General features: G+C 58.0%; 14 protein-coding genes. 8 read left to right on the top strand and 6 right to left on the bottom strand.

Annotated elements, in window-relative coordinates; genetic code table 11:
• Nucleotides 1–101: 101 nt before the first annotated feature.
• From HAHE_RS04160 to HAHE_RS04135, 6 genes are all read left to right on the top strand, one after another.
• On the top strand, nt 102–1502 hold the full coding sequence (locus HAHE_RS04160) for a sulfatase-like hydrolase/transferase (protein ID WP_338688847.1): 1401 nt from the start codon (nt 102–104) through the stop codon (nt 1500–1502).
• Between the two features lie 387 nt (nt 1503–1889).
• Nucleotides 1890–2948 carry a M42 family metallopeptidase gene (locus HAHE_RS04155; RefSeq protein WP_338688846.1) on the top strand — a complete coding sequence of 353 codons (1059 nt, stop codon included), beginning with the start codon at nt 1890–1892 and terminating at the stop codon, nt 2946–2948.
• A gap of 1128 nt (nt 2949–4076) precedes the next feature.
• Entirely contained in the window at nt 4077–5168 is a 1092-nt protein-coding gene (locus HAHE_RS04150) for a ribonucleotide-diphosphate reductase subunit beta (RefSeq protein ID WP_338688845.1), read from the top strand.
• A gap of 259 nt (nt 5169–5427) precedes the next feature.
• Entirely contained in the window at nt 5428–8709 is a 3282-nt protein-coding gene (locus tag HAHE_RS04145; RefSeq protein WP_338688844.1) for a ribonucleoside-diphosphate reductase subunit alpha, read from the top strand.
• Nucleotides 8706–8858 (top strand): hypothetical protein, encoded by a 153-nt coding sequence (locus HAHE_RS04140; protein WP_338688843.1) that lies wholly within the window; start codon nt 8706–8708, stop codon nt 8856–8858. The genes HAHE_RS04145 and HAHE_RS04140 overlap by 4 nt, the downstream gene beginning before the upstream one ends.
• A gap of 88 nt (nt 8859–8946) precedes the next feature.
• Nucleotides 8947–10140, top strand: a complete 1194-nt coding sequence (locus HAHE_RS04135) for a nucleotide-binding protein (RefSeq protein ID WP_338688842.1) — start codon at nt 8947–8949, stop codon at nt 10138–10140.
• 90 nt (nt 10141–10230) lie between these two features.
• Here the strand turns inward: HAHE_RS04135 and HAHE_RS04130 are convergent, their stop codons facing one another.
• The 5 genes from HAHE_RS04130 to HAHE_RS04110 all read right to left on the bottom strand — a co-directional run bounded on the left by HAHE_RS04130 (nt 10231) and on the right by HAHE_RS04110 (nt 15762).
• Entirely contained in the window at nt 10231–12270 is a 2040-nt protein-coding gene (locus HAHE_RS04130) for a DUF2971 domain-containing protein (RefSeq protein ID WP_338688841.1), read from the bottom strand.
• Nucleotides 12271–12344: 74 nt separating this feature from the next.
• Nucleotides 12345–13253 (bottom strand): hypothetical protein, encoded by a 909-nt coding sequence (locus HAHE_RS04125; protein WP_338688839.1) that lies wholly within the window; start codon nt 13251–13253, stop codon nt 12345–12347.
• 161 nt (nt 13254–13414) lie between these two features.
• Nucleotides 13415–14161 carry an ABC transporter permease gene (locus tag HAHE_RS04120; protein ID WP_338688837.1) on the bottom strand — a complete coding sequence of 249 codons (747 nt, stop codon included), beginning with the start codon at nt 14159–14161 and terminating at the stop codon, nt 13415–13417.
• Nucleotides 14162–14165: 4 nt separating this feature from the next.
• On the bottom strand, nt 14166–14780 hold the full coding sequence (locus HAHE_RS04115) for an ATP-binding cassette domain-containing protein (protein ID WP_338690811.1): 615 nt from the start codon (nt 14778–14780) through the stop codon (nt 14166–14168).
• 52 nt (nt 14781–14832) lie between these two features.
• Complete coding sequence (locus tag HAHE_RS04110) at nt 14833–15762, bottom strand: radical SAM protein (RefSeq protein WP_338688835.1); 930 nt, start codon at nt 15760–15762, stop codon at nt 14833–14835.
• Between the two features lie 473 nt (nt 15763–16235).
• Between HAHE_RS04110 and HAHE_RS04105 the strand changes: the two genes are divergently transcribed.
• Together HAHE_RS04105 and HAHE_RS04100 are read left to right on the top strand one after the other, a co-directional pair.
• Nucleotides 16236–16955, top strand: coding sequence for a LysM peptidoglycan-binding domain-containing protein (locus HAHE_RS04105; protein WP_338688833.1), 720 nt, complete (start codon nt 16236–16238; stop codon nt 16953–16955).
• A gap of 153 nt (nt 16956–17108) precedes the next feature.
• Nucleotides 17109–18131, top strand: a complete 1023-nt coding sequence (locus HAHE_RS04100; RefSeq protein ID WP_338688831.1) for a transposase — start codon at nt 17109–17111, stop codon at nt 18129–18131.
• 209 nt (nt 18132–18340) lie between these two features.
• Here the strand turns inward: HAHE_RS04100 and HAHE_RS04095 are convergent, their stop codons facing one another.
• Complete coding sequence (locus HAHE_RS04095; protein WP_338688830.1) at nt 18341–18982, bottom strand: PEP-CTERM sorting domain-containing protein; 642 nt, start codon at nt 18980–18982, stop codon at nt 18341–18343.
• Nucleotides 18983–19141: the final 159 nt, after the last annotated feature.

Genomic DNA, 19141 nt, shown 5'->3' with positions numbered 1-19141 from the left:
ACGCGGCGCCGTTCACCATCAGGAACGCACGACCCCGCGTTCTCTTTGGAAAGAATTGATGGAGTCCCACGGCGCTTGCCGTAGAACTGCCCGATCCATCCATGAAAGCCCTGCTGATTCTTTTGCTCGCCGGCCTGTCGGCGGTCGCCGCCGAGAAACCGAACGTGCTCTTCCTTTTCGCCGACGACATGACCTGGAAGGCGGTCAACGCGCTGTCCGACGAAGACATCGACACGCCGAACCTCGATCGCCTCGCCGAACGCGGCACAACCTTCACCCATGCCTACAACTCCGGCGGCTGGCACGGGGCGATCTGCGTGGCCAGCCGGACGATGCTCAACACCGGCCTGCAACTCTGGAACGCCCAGGCGGCCGAGAAGTCGCTGAAGAAGGATTACGCCGGCAAGAAGCGCTCGTGGTCGCAGTTGATGAGCGCCGCCGGCTACCGCACCTGCATTTCGGGCAAGTGGCACGTCGGCATGCCGGCCGATCAGATCTTCGACGAGGCCGTGAACATCCGGCCCGGTATGCCACGCGACCGCAAGAACGCCTACGAGCGTCCCGTCGAGGGCAAGCCGGATCCGTGGAGCCCGACCGATACCGCCGAAGGTGGCTTCTGGCAGGGTGGGAAGCACTGGTCCGAGGTGATCGTCGATGATTTCGAAGGATTCCTCGGCTCCGACGACGACCGCCCGTGGTTCATGTATCTCGCCTTCAACGCGCCGCATGACCCGCGTCAGGCGCCGCAGGAGTTCCTCGACCGCTACCCGCTCGATCGCATCAAGCTGCCGAAGAACTTCCTTCCCGTTTACCCGCACCGCGACCCGATGGGCGCACCGCAGAGCCTCCGCGATGAAAAGCTCGCCCCGAGCCCGCGCACGCCCTTCGCGGTGAAGACGCACCGCCGCGAGTACTACGCGATCATCACCCACCTCGATGAGCAGATCGGCAAGATCCTCGACCGGCTTGAGAAGAGCCCCGACGGCAAGAACACCTTCATCTGCTTCACCGCCGACCATGGACTCGGCTGCGGTGAGCACGGACTGCTCGGGAAACAGAACCTCTACGACCACTCGGTCCGCGTGCCCTTCATCGTCGCCGGTCCCGGCGTGAAAGCCGGCGGCAAGATCGATGCGCCGATCTACCTGCAGGACATCATGCCGACCACGCTCGAACTGGCCGGCGCCGAGGTGCCCGACAGCGTCGAGTTCGAGTCGCTCAACCCGCACATCAAAGGGGAGGGGACGCCGCGCGAGTTCGCCTTCGGTGCCTACCGCGACTTGCAGCGGATGATCGAGAAGGACGGCAAGAAGCTGATCCTTTACCCGAAGGCCAAGGTCGCGCGCGTTTTCGACCTCAAGAGCGATCCGCACGAAATGAATGACCTCATCGACACCCCCGAGGGCAAGAAGATTGCCGCCGAGCTTTTCCCGGTGCTGGTCAATGAGCTCAAGCGCCTCGGCGACGGCGTCGATCTGAAGGCCGTGTATTCCAAGCTCTGATCGGGCGCGTGGCAATCGACCGCGAGCTTGTCCCTCGACCTGTCGGCGGCAGATCGCCCCTGAGCCTCGGGCAATGTGGTGCGCGGACTTTAGTCCGCCCCGGAGCCCGAGTGCCTTGCCACGAGTATCGGGTCGGACACTCCCACAAGTCTTACCGCCGAGCCCCCGGCCTCGATAAGCGGACTAAAGTCCGCGCACCAGCTCTCTCGCAGCGAAGCCCGCCAAAAAACGGACTGCGCGTTGCCACTCGCGCCCCGGAACCCCTAGGAGGGCATGGACCGCGCCTTCCCCACCAATCAGTCGCTTTTCCGCCGAATCCGGCGAGTTAGATGACGATTTCCAATCTTCCCGCTGGCCATCCCCGCCTCCGCTCTGCTGATTTTTCCCATGCCCATCGACGTCCCTCTTCTCGCCAAGATCTGTGAAGCTCCCGGTGCCCCCGGATTCGAAAAGGAGATCCGCAAGGTCGTCCTCGCCGAGGTCAAGAGCCTGGCCGACAAGGTGACCACCGACAACATGGGCAACGTGATCGCCCTCAAGAAGGGCCGCTCGTCGGCCAAGAAGTCGATGGCCGCCGCGCACATGGACGAGATCGGTTTCATCGTCACCCACATCGACGACAAGGGCTTCATCCGCTTCAACCCGGTCGGTGGATTCGACCCGAAGACGCTCACCTCGCAGCGCGTGCTCGTCCACGGCAAGAAGGACGTCCTCGGCGTGCTCGGCTGCAAGCCGATCCACATCATGTCGCCCGAGGAGCGCGGCAAGAACCTCAAGATTTCCGACTACTTCATCGACACCGGCATGCCGAAGAAGGAGGTCGAGAAACTCGTTGAGGTCGGCAATTTCATCACCCGCTACACCGAGCTCAAAGAGATGGGCGAGTGCGTCACGGTGAAGTCGCTCGACAACCGCGTGTCGGTCTTCGTGCTCATCGAGACCCTCCGCAAGCTCAAGAAGTCGCGCAAGAAGCCGGCCTACGATTTCTACGCCGCCTTCACCGTGCAGGAGGAAGTCGGCCTGCGTGGCGCAAACGTCGCCGCGCTCGACGTGAAGCCGGACTTCGGCTTCGGCCTCGATACCACCATCGCCTACGACGTCCCGGGCTCGCAGCCCCAGGAGCGCTGCACCTCGCTCGGTGAGGGCGCCGGCATCAAGCTCATGGATTCCTCGGTGATCTGCGACTACCGCATGGTGACCTACATGAAAGAGGTCGCGAAGCGGAACAAGATCAAGTGGCAGCCCGAGATCCTCGCGGCCGGCGGCACCGACACCGCCGCGCTCCAGCGCATGGTCCCCGGCGGCTCGATCGCCGGTGCTGTGTCGATCCCGACCCGCCACATCCACCAATCGATCGAGACCTCCCACAAGGCCGACATCGAAGCCTGCATCGACCTCCTCGCCGCCTGCGTCTGCGAGCTCGACAAAGGCAAGTGGGCCCTCTGACGGAGTCGCGCTCTGCGAGCGCCATACCCATGGAGCGGCGGCTTCCAGCCGCCGGGTAGGGTCGACCGCCCCCGGTCGACCGTGGACGCGGTGGCCCTCCTAAAGGAGGAACTACGAACCCCTGCAGCCCGCTACTGGGGTTTGTAGTTCCCCGTTTACGGGGTCTTACGGACCGGAACCCAGCAAGTTGGGTCGACCTTCTCTGCTCCTCCGGCCGTTCTCATCGTTCCTTCCACGGACAAGCGAGGGCGCTTGTCCCTACCTTTCTCCAAGTAGGGTCGACCGTGTCGGTCATTCCGGCCGTCACCGCCCTTGCCGCCCGTAACAAGGGTGATGGTGCGCGGACTTCAGTCCGCCCCGGAACCCCGTGCAACCCATGGACCGCGAGCTTCAGCTCGCTGATCCGGTCCGGCGAAGCGAGCTGAAGCTCGCGGTCCATCTCCTACCCGGATCACATGGGGCAAGGTCGACTGTCCGGATCTTCCGCCCGTCACCATCCTTCCGGCCGCGGCGGACCGAGGGCGGTCCGCCCTACCTCAAGAAAGGACCGCGCGAGCCCACTCGCGCCCCGGAACCCCGGCCCTCCAAATGCGCGAGTGGGCTCGCGCGGTCCGCTGCGCCACGATCTTCGGATCCTCCATAACTCCCTGATCTTGCTCCACCTACCCCGACTCCGAGTCTCACCCCCCAATTCCGCCATCCATCCCCCCTCAAACTTTTACCCCGCGCTTTTCCGCGAAAGGGCAACAAACCGGTCCCGAATCGGCCCAAAAGCCGACTAACATTTTAAAATTCCGGGATCGGCCGGAACGTCGAAATCGGGCTGAAAGATTTTCTTGGCCCTATCGTGGCACCAAGCCTCAAGCCGCTGACTGACGTAACTCATTGAAAGACCAGCACGTGGCGAAAACGCGTGGTGCTGTCAAGAGTCCATTGTAACGCAATTCATACTACATCTTGTATGTGAATAGATTTGTGAATACCATATGAGCAAAAACGTCTTGTCCGATTTTCACCGATCCCTCAGTCTCCCTGACGCTGCGCCCTGCGCGGAAAAGCACTTCACCTGTCCGAAACAGCGCCTCTTCAACCTCTTTTTTCACCCTTCCTTCGACCGATCCCTGTCCCATGTCCGCCACCACCACCATCACCGTCGGAACCCGCACTTTCGTCCTCGATAAGGAGAAGGCCGAACAGGCCTTCCAGGCCAAGAAGGTCATCAACGGCAAGGACACGATGTTCTTCAACATCCTGCCGCTGAAGTACCAATGGGCCTACGACCTCTACAAGACGATGAAGAACAACCATTGGGAGCCGGAGGACATCCCGATGCAGAAGGACGTCGAGCAGTGGCGCTCAAACGACGAGATCTCCGACGTCGAGCGGTGGATCATCAAGATGGGCATCGGCTACTTCTCCGCCGCCGAGGGAATCGTCGGCGACAACATCCTGCACGTCGTCCGCGAGGTCGTCACCGCGCCCGAACTCAAGCTCGTCCTCGGCCGCCACGCCCATGAGGAGAACATCCACGCCGATTCGCTGGTCTACATGCTCAGCTCGATCGGCCTCAACCCGCACGAGTGCGAGGCGATGTTCGAGGACGTCCCGACCATCACCGCCAAGAACCACTTCGTCACCTCCAACAGCCGGGCGCTGCGCCGCGACATCGACCTGACCGTCACCGAGAACAAGCAGGCGCTGGCCAAGAACATCTTCATGTTCGGCCAGGTCATGGAAGGCACACAGTTCTACGGCCTGTTCGGCATGATCCTCAGCCTCTACCGCCAGAACAAGTTCCCGGGCATCGGCCAGATGTTCCGCTACACGCTGCGCGACGAGTCCAATCACATCGAGGTCTTCCGCAACCTGCTGATGGACCTCATCGACGAGAACCCGGACATCTGGACCGAGGAGTTCAAGGAAGACCTCCGCGCCACCATGGCCGAGGGCATCCGCCTCGAGAAGGAGTTCATCCGCGACTGCCTGCCGGTCTCCGGCATCGGCCTCAACGCCGAGGATTTCGAAATCTACATCGACTACATCGCCAACCGCCGGCTCGACTCCTGCGGCCTCAAGCCGCTCAAGGACGACGTCAAGAATCCGTTCCCGTGGCTCGCCGAGATGATGGACATCAAGAAGGAGCAGAACTTCTTCGAAGGCCGCGTCACCGAATACCAGAAGGCCAGTGCCCTCGGCGATGTCGATGATGATGATCTGTGATGGTGTGTCCTTCCTGACCCTGGCTGCCGACTCCGGTGATGAGTGTTCGGTGGCCGGTGGTCAGAGGGCATGAAATGCCAAAGTCCCGACACTGTCCCACCCTGTCTCCTCCAATTCCGGTCCAAGCCGTCCCCAACGTCACTCCCAAAGAACTGACCACCGGCCCCTGACCACTCATCACCAAAGCCTCAGCCGCTCACCCGCTCCGCACTTTTCCCGCTTCCGCCGCCTCCAAAAAACCACACCGCCTCCAAAGAACATGTACTCCAACCTCACCCTCGACGAAGATCTGTTGCTCAAGCAAGTCATCACCGACCGTTTCGCCCAAGCCGCCGGCGAAGGGGGTGGGGGACCGGAAAGCCGGAGCTTCGACTGGCGCGGCGTGCTCTCGACCGACCGCCGCAAGCCGATGCCCGACATCGTCGTGCTGCGCGGCAATCAGGAAGCCAATTTCACCCTCGATGACGTCGCCGACGCGATCGGCCACTCGCTCACCGACCTGCTGATCGCCCGCAAGGAGAAGGAAGACAGCATCTTCACCGAGGAGAACCGCAAGTTCGTCTCCGACGTCGCTCACGCCGTCGCCAACTCGCTGACCAAGTCGATCGACGAAGGCGGCCGCCTCCGTCTTTCCGAGGCCGATCTTTACCTCCTCATCGAGAAGGCGCTGCTCGACAACGACGCTTACGATGTCGCCAAGTCGCTCGCCTTCCGCCGCTCGATGGAGCAGGGCGGCTCTATCGCCGCGGGCACCCAGCCGCACGCGCTGCCGGTCCGCCTGATCCGCCGCAATGGCAACGTGGTGCCGTGGAGCGAGACCAAGATCGAGATCGCCGTCCGCAAGGCCTTCCTCACCATCCACGAGATCCCGGAGCCAGCGGCCGACATCGCCAAGGCGGTGACCGAGCTCGTCCGCACCGGTGACCAGTCGTTCGTCCACATCGAGGACGTCCAGGACATGGTGCAGGAGGAACTGATGCGCCAGGGCCACTTCAAGGCCGCCGCGCACTACATCCGCTACCGCGACGAGCGCGCCCGCCTGCGCATCGACGAGGAAGCCTCGCCCGACGAGTCGGCGCAGGACCTTTTCATCTCGGTCACCACCGACGACGGCGAAACCAGACTTTGGGACGGCCTTGAGCTGAAGAAGCGCATCCAATTCGCCTCGATCGGCCTCGACCTGTGCCTCGACGAGGCCGAGATCGAACGCGAACTCCGCCGCTCGGTCGGCGCCGAGATCAAGGAGCGCGACCTCCGCAACACGGTCATCCTCAACGCCAAGTCACTCATCGAGAAGGACGCCGACTTCGCCAAGTTCGCCGGCCGCATCCTGCTTTCCTACATCTACGAGGAGGTCCTCGACTGGTCGATCCAGCGTGACGGCATCGAGAAGCTCAAGGCCGCCCACCAGGCCGCCTTCAAGCAGTACCTCAAGCACGGCATCGCGATCAAACGCCTCAACCCCGAGCTGCTCGAGACCTACGACCTCGACAAGCTCGCCGAGGCCTTCGACCCGACCGCCGACCTCGACTTCGACTACCTCGGCATCCAGACGCTCTACGACCGCTACCTGATCGTCGACAAGACCGGCACCAAGCCGCGCCGCCTTGAGACGCCCCAGTTCTTCTGGATGCGCGTCGCCATGGGCCTGTTCAAGCGCGAGGAGACCGACGCCGAAGGCTGGGTCATCCGCCTCTACAACCTCTACAAGGGCCGCCGCTTCTGCTCGTCCACCCCAACGCTGTTCAACTCCGGCACGCTCCACAGCCAGCTCTCGTCCTGCTACCTCTACAAGGTCGATGACTCGATCGAGAGCATCATGCACCGCGGTATCGCCGAAAACGCCTTCCTTTCGAAGTGGGCCGGCGGTCTCGGCGGATCGTGGACCGCGGTCCGCGGCACCGGATCCTACATCCAGGGCACCAATGGCGAGTCGCAGGGCATCATTCCGTTCCTCAAGCTGCACAACGACCAGCTCGTCGCCGTCAACCAGGGCGGCAAGCGCCGCGGCTCCGGCTGCGCCTACCTCGAGTCTTGGCACAACGACATCGAGGACTTCCTCGAGCTGCGCAAGAACACCGGTGACGACCGCCGCCGTTGCCACGACATGAACACCGCGAACTGGATCCCGGACCTGTTCATGAAGCGCATGGAGGCCCGCGAGCACTGGACGCTCTTCCGCTCCAACGAGTGCCCCGACCTGCACGACCTCTACGGCAAGGCCTTCGAGCAACGCTACGTCGAGTACGAGCAGATGGCCGCCGAGGGCAAGGTCTGGTCCCGCCAGATCCCGGCCATCGACCTCTGGAAGGGCATGCTCAAGATGCTCTTCGAGACCGGCCACCCGTGGATCACTTTCAAGGACCCCTGCAACGTCCGCTCGCCGCAGGACCACGCCGGCGTCATCCACTCGTCGAACCTCTGCACCGAGATCACGCTGAACACCTCCGATGAGGAAACCGCGGTCTGCAACCTCGGCTCGGTGGTGCTCGACACCCACATCACGCCCGACGGCGCGCTCGACCACGAGATGCTCAAGGAGACGATCACCGTCGCCATCCGCGCGCTCGACAATGTCATCGACATCAACTTCTACCCGACCGATGCCGCCAAGACCGCGAACTCGCGCCACCGGCCGATCGGCATGGGCGTGATGGGCCTGCAGAACGCGCTCTACAAGCGCGGCCTGAGCTTCGCCTCCGACGCCGCCGTCGAGTTCAACGACGAGTTCATGGAGGCCATCGCCTACTACGCCTACAGCGCGTCCAGCGACCTCGCCGGCGAGCGCGGCACCTACTCGACCTACAAGGGCTCGAAGTGGGACCGCGGCCTGCTGCCGCAGGACACCCTCGACCTGCTTGAGGACGAGCGCGGCAAGGAGCTCGACGTCCCGCGCGGCGGCAAGATGGACTGGAGCGTGGTCCGCGAGAAGATCGCCGAGCACGGCATGCGCAACTCGAACGTCCTGGCGATCGCCCCGACCGCCACGATCTCGAACATCATGGGCACCACCCCGTGCATCGAGCCGAACTACAAGAACCTCTACGTGAAGAGCAACCTGAGCGGCGACTTCATCGTCCTCAACGGCACCCTGGTCAACGACCTCAAGAAGGAGGGTCTTTGGAATCAGGAAATGCTCGACCAGCTGAAGTACTTCGACGGCGAGCTCGACTCCATCGACGACATCCCCGAGGCCATCAAGCAGAAGCACCGCACCGTCTTCGGTGTCGGCTACGAGTTCATCGTCGATGCGGCCGCAAGGCGCCAGAAGTGGATCGACCAGAGCCAGAGCGTGAACCTCTTCCTCGCCCAGCCGGACATGAAGACCCTGTCTCACATGTACCGCCGCGCCTGGGACAAAGGCCTCAAGACCACCTACTACCTGCGCACCCTCCAAGCCTCCAACATCGAGAAGGCGACCATCTCGGTCAAAAAAGAAGTCCGCGGCGGCATGGCCGGAAAGCAGTATACGGAAGCTGAAAAGAACGCGTGCTCCATCGATGCGATGCTCAATGGCGGCACGTGTGAGGCGTGCCAATGAAGCTCTCACTCGAAAACACCGACCTGTCCTTCGTAGCCTTCATGACCACCAAAGCCTTGGCGGCGGTGGTGGCGACGGGGGAAGCCAAGAAGAACGCGTGTTCGATCGATGCAACGCTGAATGGAGGGCCGTGCGAGGCGTGTCAGTGAACTCCGCGACGTCAACTTACGATGGGTGAGAGCGCGCCGCCTCTGCCGCTGCAATTTTGGGTCTGCTAAATCGACAAAGCCTAATAGGATGGCGGATACAGAATTCCATGTGGTCGTCATAGATGACAAACTGGAAACCTGCGACCGAGTCATGGAGCGATTGTCGGGTATGCGAGTTGCCGTCAATGCAGGCCAGAGCCTCTCCGTGTTGGTGTCAATGGTGCATATTGTCTTGGAGAGACAGTATCTGGATGAATCTCCAGAGAGGGACTCATGGACCTTTCACCCAGATACTCTTGCCCAGCTTGAGCGTGCGTCACGCAAAAAAGCAGATATGGTGCTAGTTGATTACATCTACATTGATGGGGTGGTCTCAAAGTATTTTGCAGAAAGATCAACACACACCAAAATCTCAGAGGCGGAACTCAAGCGACGGATTCTAAACCCGAGCCATCTCCGCGATTGGGTTGCCAGCCACGACGGTGTCGAACGAAAGATACAGGCGAGGATTCTTGAGAATCTTTTCCTGCTTGAAGGCGCCGTCTATCTCCACACCTATACCCCGCAAGGTGCACATGTTGCAACAGGATCGATGGAGCAAAGACGGAGAATGGCAGGTGTGGCGTTTCCAAATGGTCGGATTGATGTCATCGATACGAGGTCAGAGCTCTACAACAATGAGGAGTTTGATTGGCCGAATCCCGATAGTAAGTTTTGCAGTCGATACTATCCATACCAATTGGCCGTATTGTTCGCGCAGATTGTTCAGACAGAGATGCTGCGGTCAGTCGTCGACCGTGTGACTCCGCATCGAAAGGTCTTTATAGTACATGAAAGAGGCAGCGATGAGCGGAACGAGGTCGCTTCTTTGATGCGGGACTTGTCGCTCGAGGCGGTCATACTCGATGATCAGCCAAATGTTGGTAGCACAATTCTCGCCAAGCTCCGACACTACGCTGATGTTGGATTTGCTGTCGTAGTGCTTACCGGCAAAGATCGTGGAGGTTTTGCTGGCGACGGGCCAAATGGGCAACGACCTCGAGCCCGCCAAAACGCTATCTTTGAACTTGGTTTTTTCTTAGCGCTACTGGGCGACAAACGTGTTTGTTGCCTATGCACACCGAATATTGAGCTGCCCACCAATTACCGTGGTCCGCTCTATCTCGAACTCGATAAGGAGGGTGAGTGGAAGAAGAGCCTTGCGAGGGAAATCTCGGCTGCCGGATTGGGAATTGATCCGGGCTGGGTTGAGAGAGAATCTCCCGAACGAGTTGAAGAGTGAATGAAATCGGTGATCTGCTCCTCATGCTGCTCGGAACATTCAACCGGCGTTTCCTGGATATCTTGATTCCTAGAACGCGGTCGATCCGAGTTATTGCGTCAGTCGATACTTGGTCTTTGAAAAATCAACATAAGGTTCATATCCAAGCGTCTCTTGGAATATCTTTCGGACACGCAAAGCTACGCGATGCCTCCCAATCTTGTTCTGACTTAGTAGAGGGCCTAGAGTTACTTTCGTTCGATTCGTAACCGATCTTCTCATAAAAAAAGGCTCGGAAGGTTCAAAGAATCGAGCTTTGGAAGCATCGCCATCTTGGCAACCTTCGACTGATCTGAGTTCATTGATCGTCACCGGTCTGATTATCCGTGCTTCGCGTTCCGTTTGCCAGCGAGGATGTTTATAGCAAAAACGCAGCATCTCCAAATTCATCCAAAACGAATCAGGGTGACCTTCAACTTCCTTCGGGCAACTAACACACTCCCGTTGAAGTAGTGCCCAAGTCCGAGCGAATTCGTCATCGGCGTATTTTACTGCGTAGAGTTGACTCAACTCGTCGAAACCGTGATCAAGCTCCATCGTTAGGGCAACGCCATTATTGCCTCCATACGCCCTCCACATGTCCAAGTTATCTCCAGCCTCTTCAAAGCTGTCTTCCAAGGAAAAGCTTGTGGTAACTGTAATCAGTCCTCGTGAGTTTGTCCCAGGAGGCTCTCGAATCCATTGGAGATAGTTGGAGAGTTTCGATGCCCCTTGGTTCTTGGAAAGTGCCTTCTCGATCCACTTGAAAAGTTCTTGGCCCTCCATTTCATCGTTCAGCAGATTCACTGGCGTCGCCCAGAGGCGGAGCCCCGGATTGCTGCGTTTCGAATCATCTTTGGCGGAGTTCAGCATTGCCCAAACAGTATCCAGATCACAGTAGTGTGTGAGCACTAACTTTGAACCTGCCGCAGGTCTTAGGCGATGAAGCTCGAGCACCTGTGCGGCGATATCCTCAGATCGAGGTCCATCTTTCTCGGAATCGATGGAATCCGGGGGTTCTGCGTGACGTGATATGATATTCGCAAAACGTCTAGGCCGCGTCAGTTGTTCCCTAAATCTATCATCGCTTATGGTTCGACCTCTATCGATGTCGAACCGATACCGGACGAAAGGGCTAATCAGATTCTCATGATCACGGGTGATGCGATCGTAGACTTCTGAAGAATTCTTAAAATATTCGACCCAAAAATCGTCGGCCTTTGGGGAATCAGGGGTAAGCTTAGCGAAGTCTACCGAGCGCTCAACGATGTAAGCAAAAATCCCTTGTAGGCTGGTGAGGCATTTGAGGACTTTGTTCTCATCTTGGAGAAGTCCCGTGTTGATTCGAGCGCAGATAAAAGTTGGAACACTGATGTCTATTAGGTGCTCGGAAATGAGGGTGTCAGGTTGCTTCGCCTTATCCACATAGACGTCAACTCCTGGTGCTGTAAGAATATACAGTTTTGGAGAATCATAGTTGCACGCGTCTTTGAATGTGATTTCTGACGGAAGCCTTGCCTGTTCGGGGCTGGTCTCCGGGTCGATGATTTCCAGTAGCTTGTGCTTAGGTTTAAGTTCTTTGAGTTCTTTGAGTGCTGTGATAAGTGTATCCACCAATGGCCTACTATCGGTGATTATTACCTTATCTTCGGTTTCCGCATCGTCGGTTTCCGTATCCTCGGCGTGAGTTTGCTCTCCATGTTTTCGTCTGAAGATCGCATGCAGCTTATAATTGGTAAGTGGGACTCGTAGTATACGGTGCCCCTGCTCAACGAGGGACTGTACGGAATCATCGGTCCCTACAAAAAACTCGCAATCACACCACCGGAACTCGGGCGTTCGGGTCTCTCGAGTGTCGAACTCCATCAGGATGATGCGTTCAAGCGTGGGTTGTCGGGCCAAAGCGCTTCTTAGTAAACTAGCGCTCTCCTTAAGATCCTTTGGAATTCCGGAGGGTTTGTCAAATACCTGGGTTGTGAGAAAGTATCCGAGGGAGAAAATATTCGGATGGGGCGTGATATGAAATGCCCAGTCCAAGCCTGATACCGGCGAACCTTCCTCTGAAAGCTGCTTGCACCGCAAGCATCTGCTTTTCGCTACATTTTGAGGCATGGCTTAAGCATGTTTGTCGCCCTTTACTCTTGCTCGAAGCGAAGGGTAGCCCCGAGTGCTTTATCGGCGGCGCATCAAGGTGTCTTGAATGAGCCTGGAGGCAGTGGGGTTATCTGTATGGTCTCGCTAAGGCCAAAGAAAGCGATTACTGTCTCTTGAATACCTTGGTGTGAGAACTTCCCTTCTTCTGTCATCGTTTCGTTGTAAGCCTCGGCAGTTGTGGTAGGGAAATACTCCTGCTCAATCGCAGCCTTGAATTCATCTATAGTGTACTTCGTTGCGGCTTGCCTGTCCAGATAGTCAATGGTTTCCCGGCTATTGCCTTCAATGTCTGACATAACGTATGCGACGCATTCAAACCACATTTGGATGACCGCACGTACGTCGTCACCCCGCTCGCGCATTGTACTCTCCTTCACTAGGAATCCGGTAATGTCCGCGAATCCAACATCGTCCATTGTGAAGACAATTTCGCCGCCGCGTCTCTTTGTCTCGTTGAGTTGGGTGAGTCCTGCGGCGGCAATGTCGAGGGCGCCGGATTGAGCGGCTAGTAGGCCATCTTCGATGACAATCTTGTGGGTGTCGATTTCGGATAATGGTACATCGTTTGATCTGGCGACATGGGCTAGCACCAGTTCGTAGATGCTCTTATCAGGATAACCGAATTTCTCGTTCTGGAGAATGTCAGACGCATATTGTGATACTACTCCAGTTTCGCGGAGTGGTTTGATGCCCTTATCGAAAGTCACAAATCCACCACCTTTGAAGACATAGGCAGGATAGACAAATAGAACAGGGTCGTCGGAGTCGGTGTTCAGGTTCTTGTATTGGTTTAAGTAGCCTATGAAGCTTCCAAATCCAATGTCTGCGCCCGCGCTGGCGCTTGCTACCGAGGGAACAATATCTTCAAATGGGAGTGTAATAAGGTTGATTGAAACGCCGTATTTTTCCTCAAGTCCAAGATGCTTGTAGTTAACGAGCATGCCTTGGTCCTGGTATGGCGCTATGGCGACTGTTATCGACTGTTTTCCCGAATTCCCATCGCGATTGGTCCAAACGATTGCTGCCGCTAGCGTAAGTAGCGTAACGAGGCCGAGAGTGGCCATCGTGAATTTGATGCGACGTGGCTTCTGTTTTGAGGCGTTCATTGTTTCCAGTAAATCAGATGTCTCCAGAATACGATTAAGAGGCGGTCGAAGGCTACCGTTATGGTGCCGAGAATTGCAGCAGCTAAGAAAATTACGTCCATTGAGAACGTGGCGCGAGAAATTTGTATGACGTGACCAAGGCCAGTCTGTGAGCCTAGCATTTCGGCGACAAGTGCTACGCCAATTGCCATAGCTAGGCCGAACCGCAGTGTGGGTAGCAAGCCCTCTAAGGTAGCTTGGAACCAGTACTGTGAAACCAGGGTTCTTGGTTCAATGTCGAACGATTTAAACATTATAGTAGCGTCCCTATCCGGAGACTCAAGTTTGTCGGCGATTGCGACGAATACATTGAGCCCTAGACCAGCGGTAAGCAGCAGGATCTTACCCCATTCTGAGAAACCGAACCAAAGTAGGAAGAACGGCACCATTGCGATCGGGGGGACGGCGCGTAGCGCATTCACCATCGGGATGAGATGACGTAAGAGTGAAGCTCGAAAGCAGAGAAGAGCCGTGGTGAGGCCGAATCCCAAGCCGAGAACGAAGCTTAGAATGATACGGATGGAGGTGTGAAGGGTGTCTATCAGTAGCGCTGGCCCCAACGAATTCGCTGCTGAGAACACCCCTATGGGGCTTGGAAGGTAACGATCGGAGATTTGAAATCCGTACTTCACCGCCAACCAGATGGTGAGCGGTAGTGTCCATGCGATGGCCTTGGTTATGAATTGCCTGATCGCTGATTTCATTCGATCATGAAATTAGGTGGGTGTGCGGAGGGTCTCCTTCAAATCGAAACTGTTCCCAGTGAGTGTTGGTGAATTCCCCAAAATAGTGTGAGGTGCAGATGATACGGATTTTGGTGTTATTGATGATATGGTTCGCAAACCGCTCCCTTCTATTCTCGTCAAGATAGTTAAACGGTTCGTCTAGCAGGAGTAGTTCTCGATCAGAGCAGAAGGCGCGAACGAGCTCGATCATCCGGCGTTGTCCAAACGACAAGGTGTAGACCGGCTGGTTGAGTATCGGCTCGATCATGCCGAAGAGGGGGTGTGAGCGGAAGGATGCGATCGGGCGCTTCAGGAACAGTTCGATATTCCGCGTTCCGGACAGCCATGGAACCAGCATATCATTCTGGAGAATCATGCCGGTGCGGAACGGATTGTTAATGAACGTGGATTGGTCGGTCGGCTTAAGGTAGCCTCCAATTAGTTTTAAGATGGTGGTCTTGCCGCAGCCAGAAGGCCCAACAAAGAGCGCCAAACGTTCTCGTACGTTCAGATTAAGGTCTGAAAACAGTGGGGTGCTGCCGTACGAGAAGCTTAGATTGCTTGCCTCTACTCCATGTGTGGTTGGGTCCGATTGCATTTGGAGTGCACCCACTCTTGCCAGGATTTGGGCGAATTCGTTCCCGGGGTGACTAGTTCCGGAGGCGTGCAAAAGTTTCCTCGGCCGTTTGAAGTCGGTTTACACGTCTCCCGCTACCCTGGTATCCCACCGTGTGCAGAGATTCCAATGGTTTCAGAACAAGGTCATCGAAAGTTACTCTCATCAGACCCCGATCAATCGGATCGCCATCGATTTCCTTGAGGATCCCCGCTTGCATGAGCGGGAGCATTGCTTTGATTGAGTCACTACGGCTTTCATTGAAAGCGTCAAAGTATTTACTTCCGATCAGAATGACGACTTTTCCCGCGCGCTTTTCGAGGTTTATAGAGGCGAAACCCTTCAAGTAGCTGCTGGGTGCGACCATTTCGGCGTATTGCGGCCTGAGACTCGCGGTTCGGAAGTAGGGAGCAAAGATTGTCAAATCAAAGTCTAGATGGTCTGATAGAGAGAGGATGTCAGGGATGTCTTTGATGTTGGCGGCTGATATTGTATTCAGGCTCCGAAGCTTTTTGCACCCTTTCTCCCTGAAGTGATCCACAGCTCGTTCTAGCGAGGCAAGAGGGCCGCGTCCGTGCCGACCAAAGCTCTCAATGCCACCATCGACGCTTATGTCGATCCAAGCGAGTTGTTGGACGGTTTCCGAGCCGAGTAGTCTTGCGTTGAGGCCGTTCGTTATCAGGCTAACCGATTTGCCGGACCGTGTGAATTGTTCGACTGCTTGGGAGACGAACTCTGCGGATCGACGATTTGCCAATGGCTCTTTGCCGACGATTGCGATGTGCGCAAATTCCGACGCTGCTAGCCACGTAACGGTCTTTGGGTCGAGTAGCTCGTTTGTGTCGGATTGATACTGGAGGTAGCAGTGCGTGCATCTGAGATTGCAAGCGTTGTTGACAGTAACGGTAACAGTGTGTAGCACCGAGGTTTCCTCCGGTGTTGTTAGGATGGCAGAGCCTGACATTGAACCCCACATTTGATCGGTGTTCGTTTGGTGTTTTAAACAGGGCTGGATGAATTGCCCCGGGAAGGGCTAGGGGCCAGGTTGCTGTAATGTAGGGCAATGAAAGGGTGCGCCGGTATACTGCGTCTGCGGGACCGTGTTGGAATTTGCTCGTTCATCCTACAAAGCTGGTTCGTGCTTTTCCTGTGGTCAAGGGCGGGTTTGGGCGCGGGAGGAAGGTTCCGTCGTAGAGGTGCGTCATTAGCCGCCGTAACGCTGAAGAGCCGTGAAACGGGTCGGTGAAAAGGGTCGGTCCTCGAGAACGGGTGTGGACGGTTGGATGGTTGTGGCGGTCGGTTCGTTCCATGGTCTGAAAGGGGTCAGTCCTCGCAAGTTAACAGCGTTCAAGCCGTCCAACGGCGGCTTGCCACGCCACTTGAATTCCCTAGGCTCAGTCGTTTATGGAAGAAGGCGCTGATCCACCCTCCGGCAACATGAGGATTCCAATTGCTCTCGCCGTGCTCGGTATGATCTTCGGTGCTGCCGGGCTGTATTTTGGCCTGGCGGCGAACCAGCGGCTTGCGGCGATTGGCGAGTCGATTGAAGCGGGAAGCACGGGGCTCGGAGGCCTCGAAAGCCGCATGGAGGATTACGAGACCCAGAGGGCTGAGCTGGGTGCCCAGGTGGAGAAACTCGAGGGTGTCGTCAAGGAATTCGAAGGTGCCGTGAAACGTGCCAGTGACGACAGCGAGCGACGGGGTGGAGCGATCACCGAACTGGCGACGGCACTGCAGGTGAACCGGACGCAGATCATCAAGAATGCAGAGTCGATCTCCAAACTGGCGCGTGTCGAGGTTCCTGCGGTTTCGCCTGCTGCCCCCAGCATGCCCGACTTGCCCACGCCCCCGGAGAGTCTGCCCGATGCACCAACGACTCCCGACGAACCCGAAATGCCTGACACAGCAGGAACGCCTGACACAGGAGGAGTGCCTGAAACACCAACTTCCCCCGATACACCAAGCATCGCTGAGACACCCCGTGCAGGCGACACACCGAGCGCTACCACGACCTACGTCATTCGTGCGGGCGACACCTTCGGGAAAATTGCGAGCCGCCTGGGAATCGAATTGCAGGCCATACTGGATGCCAATCCCGATGCAGACCCGTCGCGTCTGCAGATCGGCGATGTCATCAATGTTCCGACTGACGACTGATTTCTCGAGTGAAGGGGGGCGGTCCTGAATGGCGCTTCCTTAGGAGTGTTTCCGGGAGGTGAAAGGGGTCGTGAAAGGGGTCAGTCCGCGTGAAAGGGGTCAGTCCGTGAAAAGTGGCATTGACCTGTGGGAGCGGCGCTGTTTCCCTCCCCCATGGCGCGGCAGGCCAGATACGAGGCGGCGGGAGCGGTCTACCACGTGATGGCCCGTGGGGACGGGGGGCGCGATGTGTTTGAGGACGATCGGGACCGGTTGAAGTGGCTGGACCGGATGGCGGAGGTTTGCGGGAAGTATGGCTGGCGGGTGCACGCTTACGTTCTGATGGGTAATCATTTCCACCTGCTGCTCGAAACGCCGCAGCCGAATCTGGTGTCGGGCATGAAGTGGTTGATGGGGGTGCATTCGCAGGACTGGAACCGCAAGCGCAAGCGACGTGGCCATGTGTATCAGGGCCGCTACAAGGCCGTGGTGGTCAACGGTGAGGACGGCGCCGGGTATTTCAGGATCGTGGCGGACTACATCCATCTCAATCCCGTGCGCAGCGGTTGGGTCGGAGGGACGACGGGGAAGCCGCTCGCCGAATGGCGATGGAGTAGCTTTCCGTATTACGGACGACGGAAAGCACCGGCATGGCTGGCGACTGAGAAGGTGCTCGGTGCGTTCGAGCTTTCGCCGGAACGACGAGGCAGAAGAGCCTATGCCGGATATCTGGAGGAGCGTGCGAGGGACCGTGAGGGTGCTCTCAATGACGAGTCGCTGCGGTTTCTCAGACGGGGGTGGTATTTGGGCGACGAGGGCTTCCGCGACCGATTGGTCGATGCTCTGGCCGATGGAATCAGGCCCAAACGCCGAAAGGGAAGCGTGTCGGGTGGGGCCGCACGGGCTCACGACGAGGCGGAGGCGGAGAGGATCGTGCGCTGCGGGTGGATTGAGTTGGGGATTCCTTCAGAGCCAGGGAACCTGGCCGGGAGGGGGGCCTTCAGGGATGAGAAGGCGCTGCTGGCGTGGTTGTCGCGGAAGCTCACGTCGGTTTCACGGGACTGGGTCGCGGAAAGGTTGGCGATGGGTCACCCGACCAGCGTGAGCCGGGCGGCGGCCAGGGTGCGGGTGGAACCGGATCTGGCGAAACGAGGGAGAAAGTTGGAGAGGGCAGTTGTGCAACAAATCACGGACTGACCCCTTTGCCTGACCCCTTTGCGGACCCCTTTGCGACCCCTTTGCGACCCCTTTGCGACCCCTTTGCCGGACCCCTTTGCCGCGGACTGACCCCTTTGGCGAGAGACCCCTTTGGGACCCCTTTGGGAGAGGCCGGAACTCGTGACAAGAAGAGAGGCGGCACCGGGCTGGACGCCACCTCGCCAAAGCTGCAAGCACGGAGCTTGTGACTAGGCTCTACGGCGGCGGAGCGCGAGCATGCCGAGGGCGCCGAGCAAGGGCAACAAGGTCGCCGGTTCGGGAACCGTGGAGGCGGCGATACGGTTGATCGAACCATTTCCCGAGCGATTGCCCAGGAACGAGTTGTTCGTGTCATTCCCGAAGCTGGCAGCGTCCGCAAAGCTCCAAACCGATCCGTCACCGAAGAACGCGGTCACAGCGCCGGAATCGTCGATCGCGATGGACGTGTTACCGCCATTCTGACCGAAGGGCCGAGTACCCATAAACGCGGCACCGGAGTCGCTGATGAAGTTGGCCATGGACGACCACTGCCACACATCGCCGTTCCACAGCAAGGCGGTGACGCTACCGCCCGGACCGATGGCGAGGTCGGTGTCACCACCATTCAGTCCGCCGCGGTTGCCCACAAAGGTAACATTGGTGTTGGTGATGAAGTCACCAATGGTCGCCGCCGTCCAAACGTCGCCCCCGTTGTAGAAGGCATAGACCGTTCCATCATCACTTATGGAGAGTGAGGCGTCGTTCCCGGTGCCCCCGGAAGCCGACGCATTGCCGAGGAAAGTACCACCTGTGTTGGTCGCAAAGTCAGCGGCGCTGGCGAAGCTATAGACGTCGTCATTATCGAGCCACATGATGACAGCGGCATGAGCTGACGTTGTGAGCAAAGCGGCGGCGGCTATGCCCAGGGCGACACTTGGACGTCCCGTCTTCGTGGGTTTCTTCATCTATTTGATATGATTGAATCTTTTCGCCACCCAGCCGTGTCGGCCGGACAGACGCCTTCGAGAATT

Origin of the sequence: Haloferula helveola, assembly GCF_037076345.1 — a bacterium.
Classification (GTDB): Bacteria; Verrucomicrobiota; Verrucomicrobiia; order Verrucomicrobiales; family Akkermansiaceae; genus Haloferula; species Haloferula helveola.
Note: the sequence above shows the minus strand (reverse complement) of the source record. Positions and strands in the feature narration are given on the sequence as shown.

Excerpts from the sequence above, each read along its gene's own strand:
- HAHE_RS04160 (WP_338688847.1), top strand. The coding sequence starts at position 102 with ATGAAAGCCCTGCTGATTCTTTTGCTCGCCGGCCTGTCGGCGGTCGCC.
- HAHE_RS04155 (WP_338688846.1), top strand. The coding sequence starts at position 1,890 with ATGCCCATCGACGTCCCTCTTCTCGCCAAGATCTGTGAAGCTCCCGGT.
- HAHE_RS04150 (WP_338688845.1), top strand. The coding sequence starts at position 4,077 with ATGTCCGCCACCACCACCATCACCGTCGGAACCCGCACTTTCGTCCTC.
- HAHE_RS04145 (WP_338688844.1), top strand. The coding sequence starts at position 5,428 with ATGTACTCCAACCTCACCCTCGACGAAGATCTGTTGCTCAAGCAAGTC.
- HAHE_RS04140 (WP_338688843.1), top strand. The coding sequence starts at position 8,706 with ATGAAGCTCTCACTCGAAAACACCGACCTGTCCTTCGTAGCCTTCATG.
- HAHE_RS04135 (WP_338688842.1), top strand. The coding sequence starts at position 8,947 with ATGGCGGATACAGAATTCCATGTGGTCGTCATAGATGACAAACTGGAA.
- HAHE_RS04130 (WP_338688841.1), bottom strand. The coding sequence starts at position 12,270 with ATGCCTCAAAATGTAGCGAAAAGCAGATGCTTGCGGTGCAAGCAGCTT.
- HAHE_RS04125 (WP_338688839.1), bottom strand. The coding sequence starts at position 13,253 with ATGCTCGTTAACTACAAGCATCTTGGACTTGAGGAAAAATACGGCGTT.
- HAHE_RS04120 (WP_338688837.1), bottom strand. The coding sequence starts at position 14,161 with ATGAAATCAGCGATCAGGCAATTCATAACCAAGGCCATCGCATGGACA.
- HAHE_RS04115 (WP_338690811.1), bottom strand. The coding sequence starts at position 14,780 with ATGCAATCGGACCCAACCACACATGGAGTAGAGGCAAGCAATCTAAGC.
- HAHE_RS04110 (WP_338688835.1), bottom strand. The coding sequence starts at position 15,762 with ATGTCAGGCTCTGCCATCCTAACAACACCGGAGGAAACCTCGGTGCTA.
- HAHE_RS04105 (WP_338688833.1), top strand. The coding sequence starts at position 16,236 with ATGAGGATTCCAATTGCTCTCGCCGTGCTCGGTATGATCTTCGGTGCT.
- HAHE_RS04100 (WP_338688831.1), top strand. The coding sequence starts at position 17,109 with ATGGCGCGGCAGGCCAGATACGAGGCGGCGGGAGCGGTCTACCACGTG.
- HAHE_RS04095 (WP_338688830.1), bottom strand. The coding sequence starts at position 18,982 with ATGTGGCTCGATAATGACGACGTCTATAGCTTCGCCAGCGCCGCTGAC.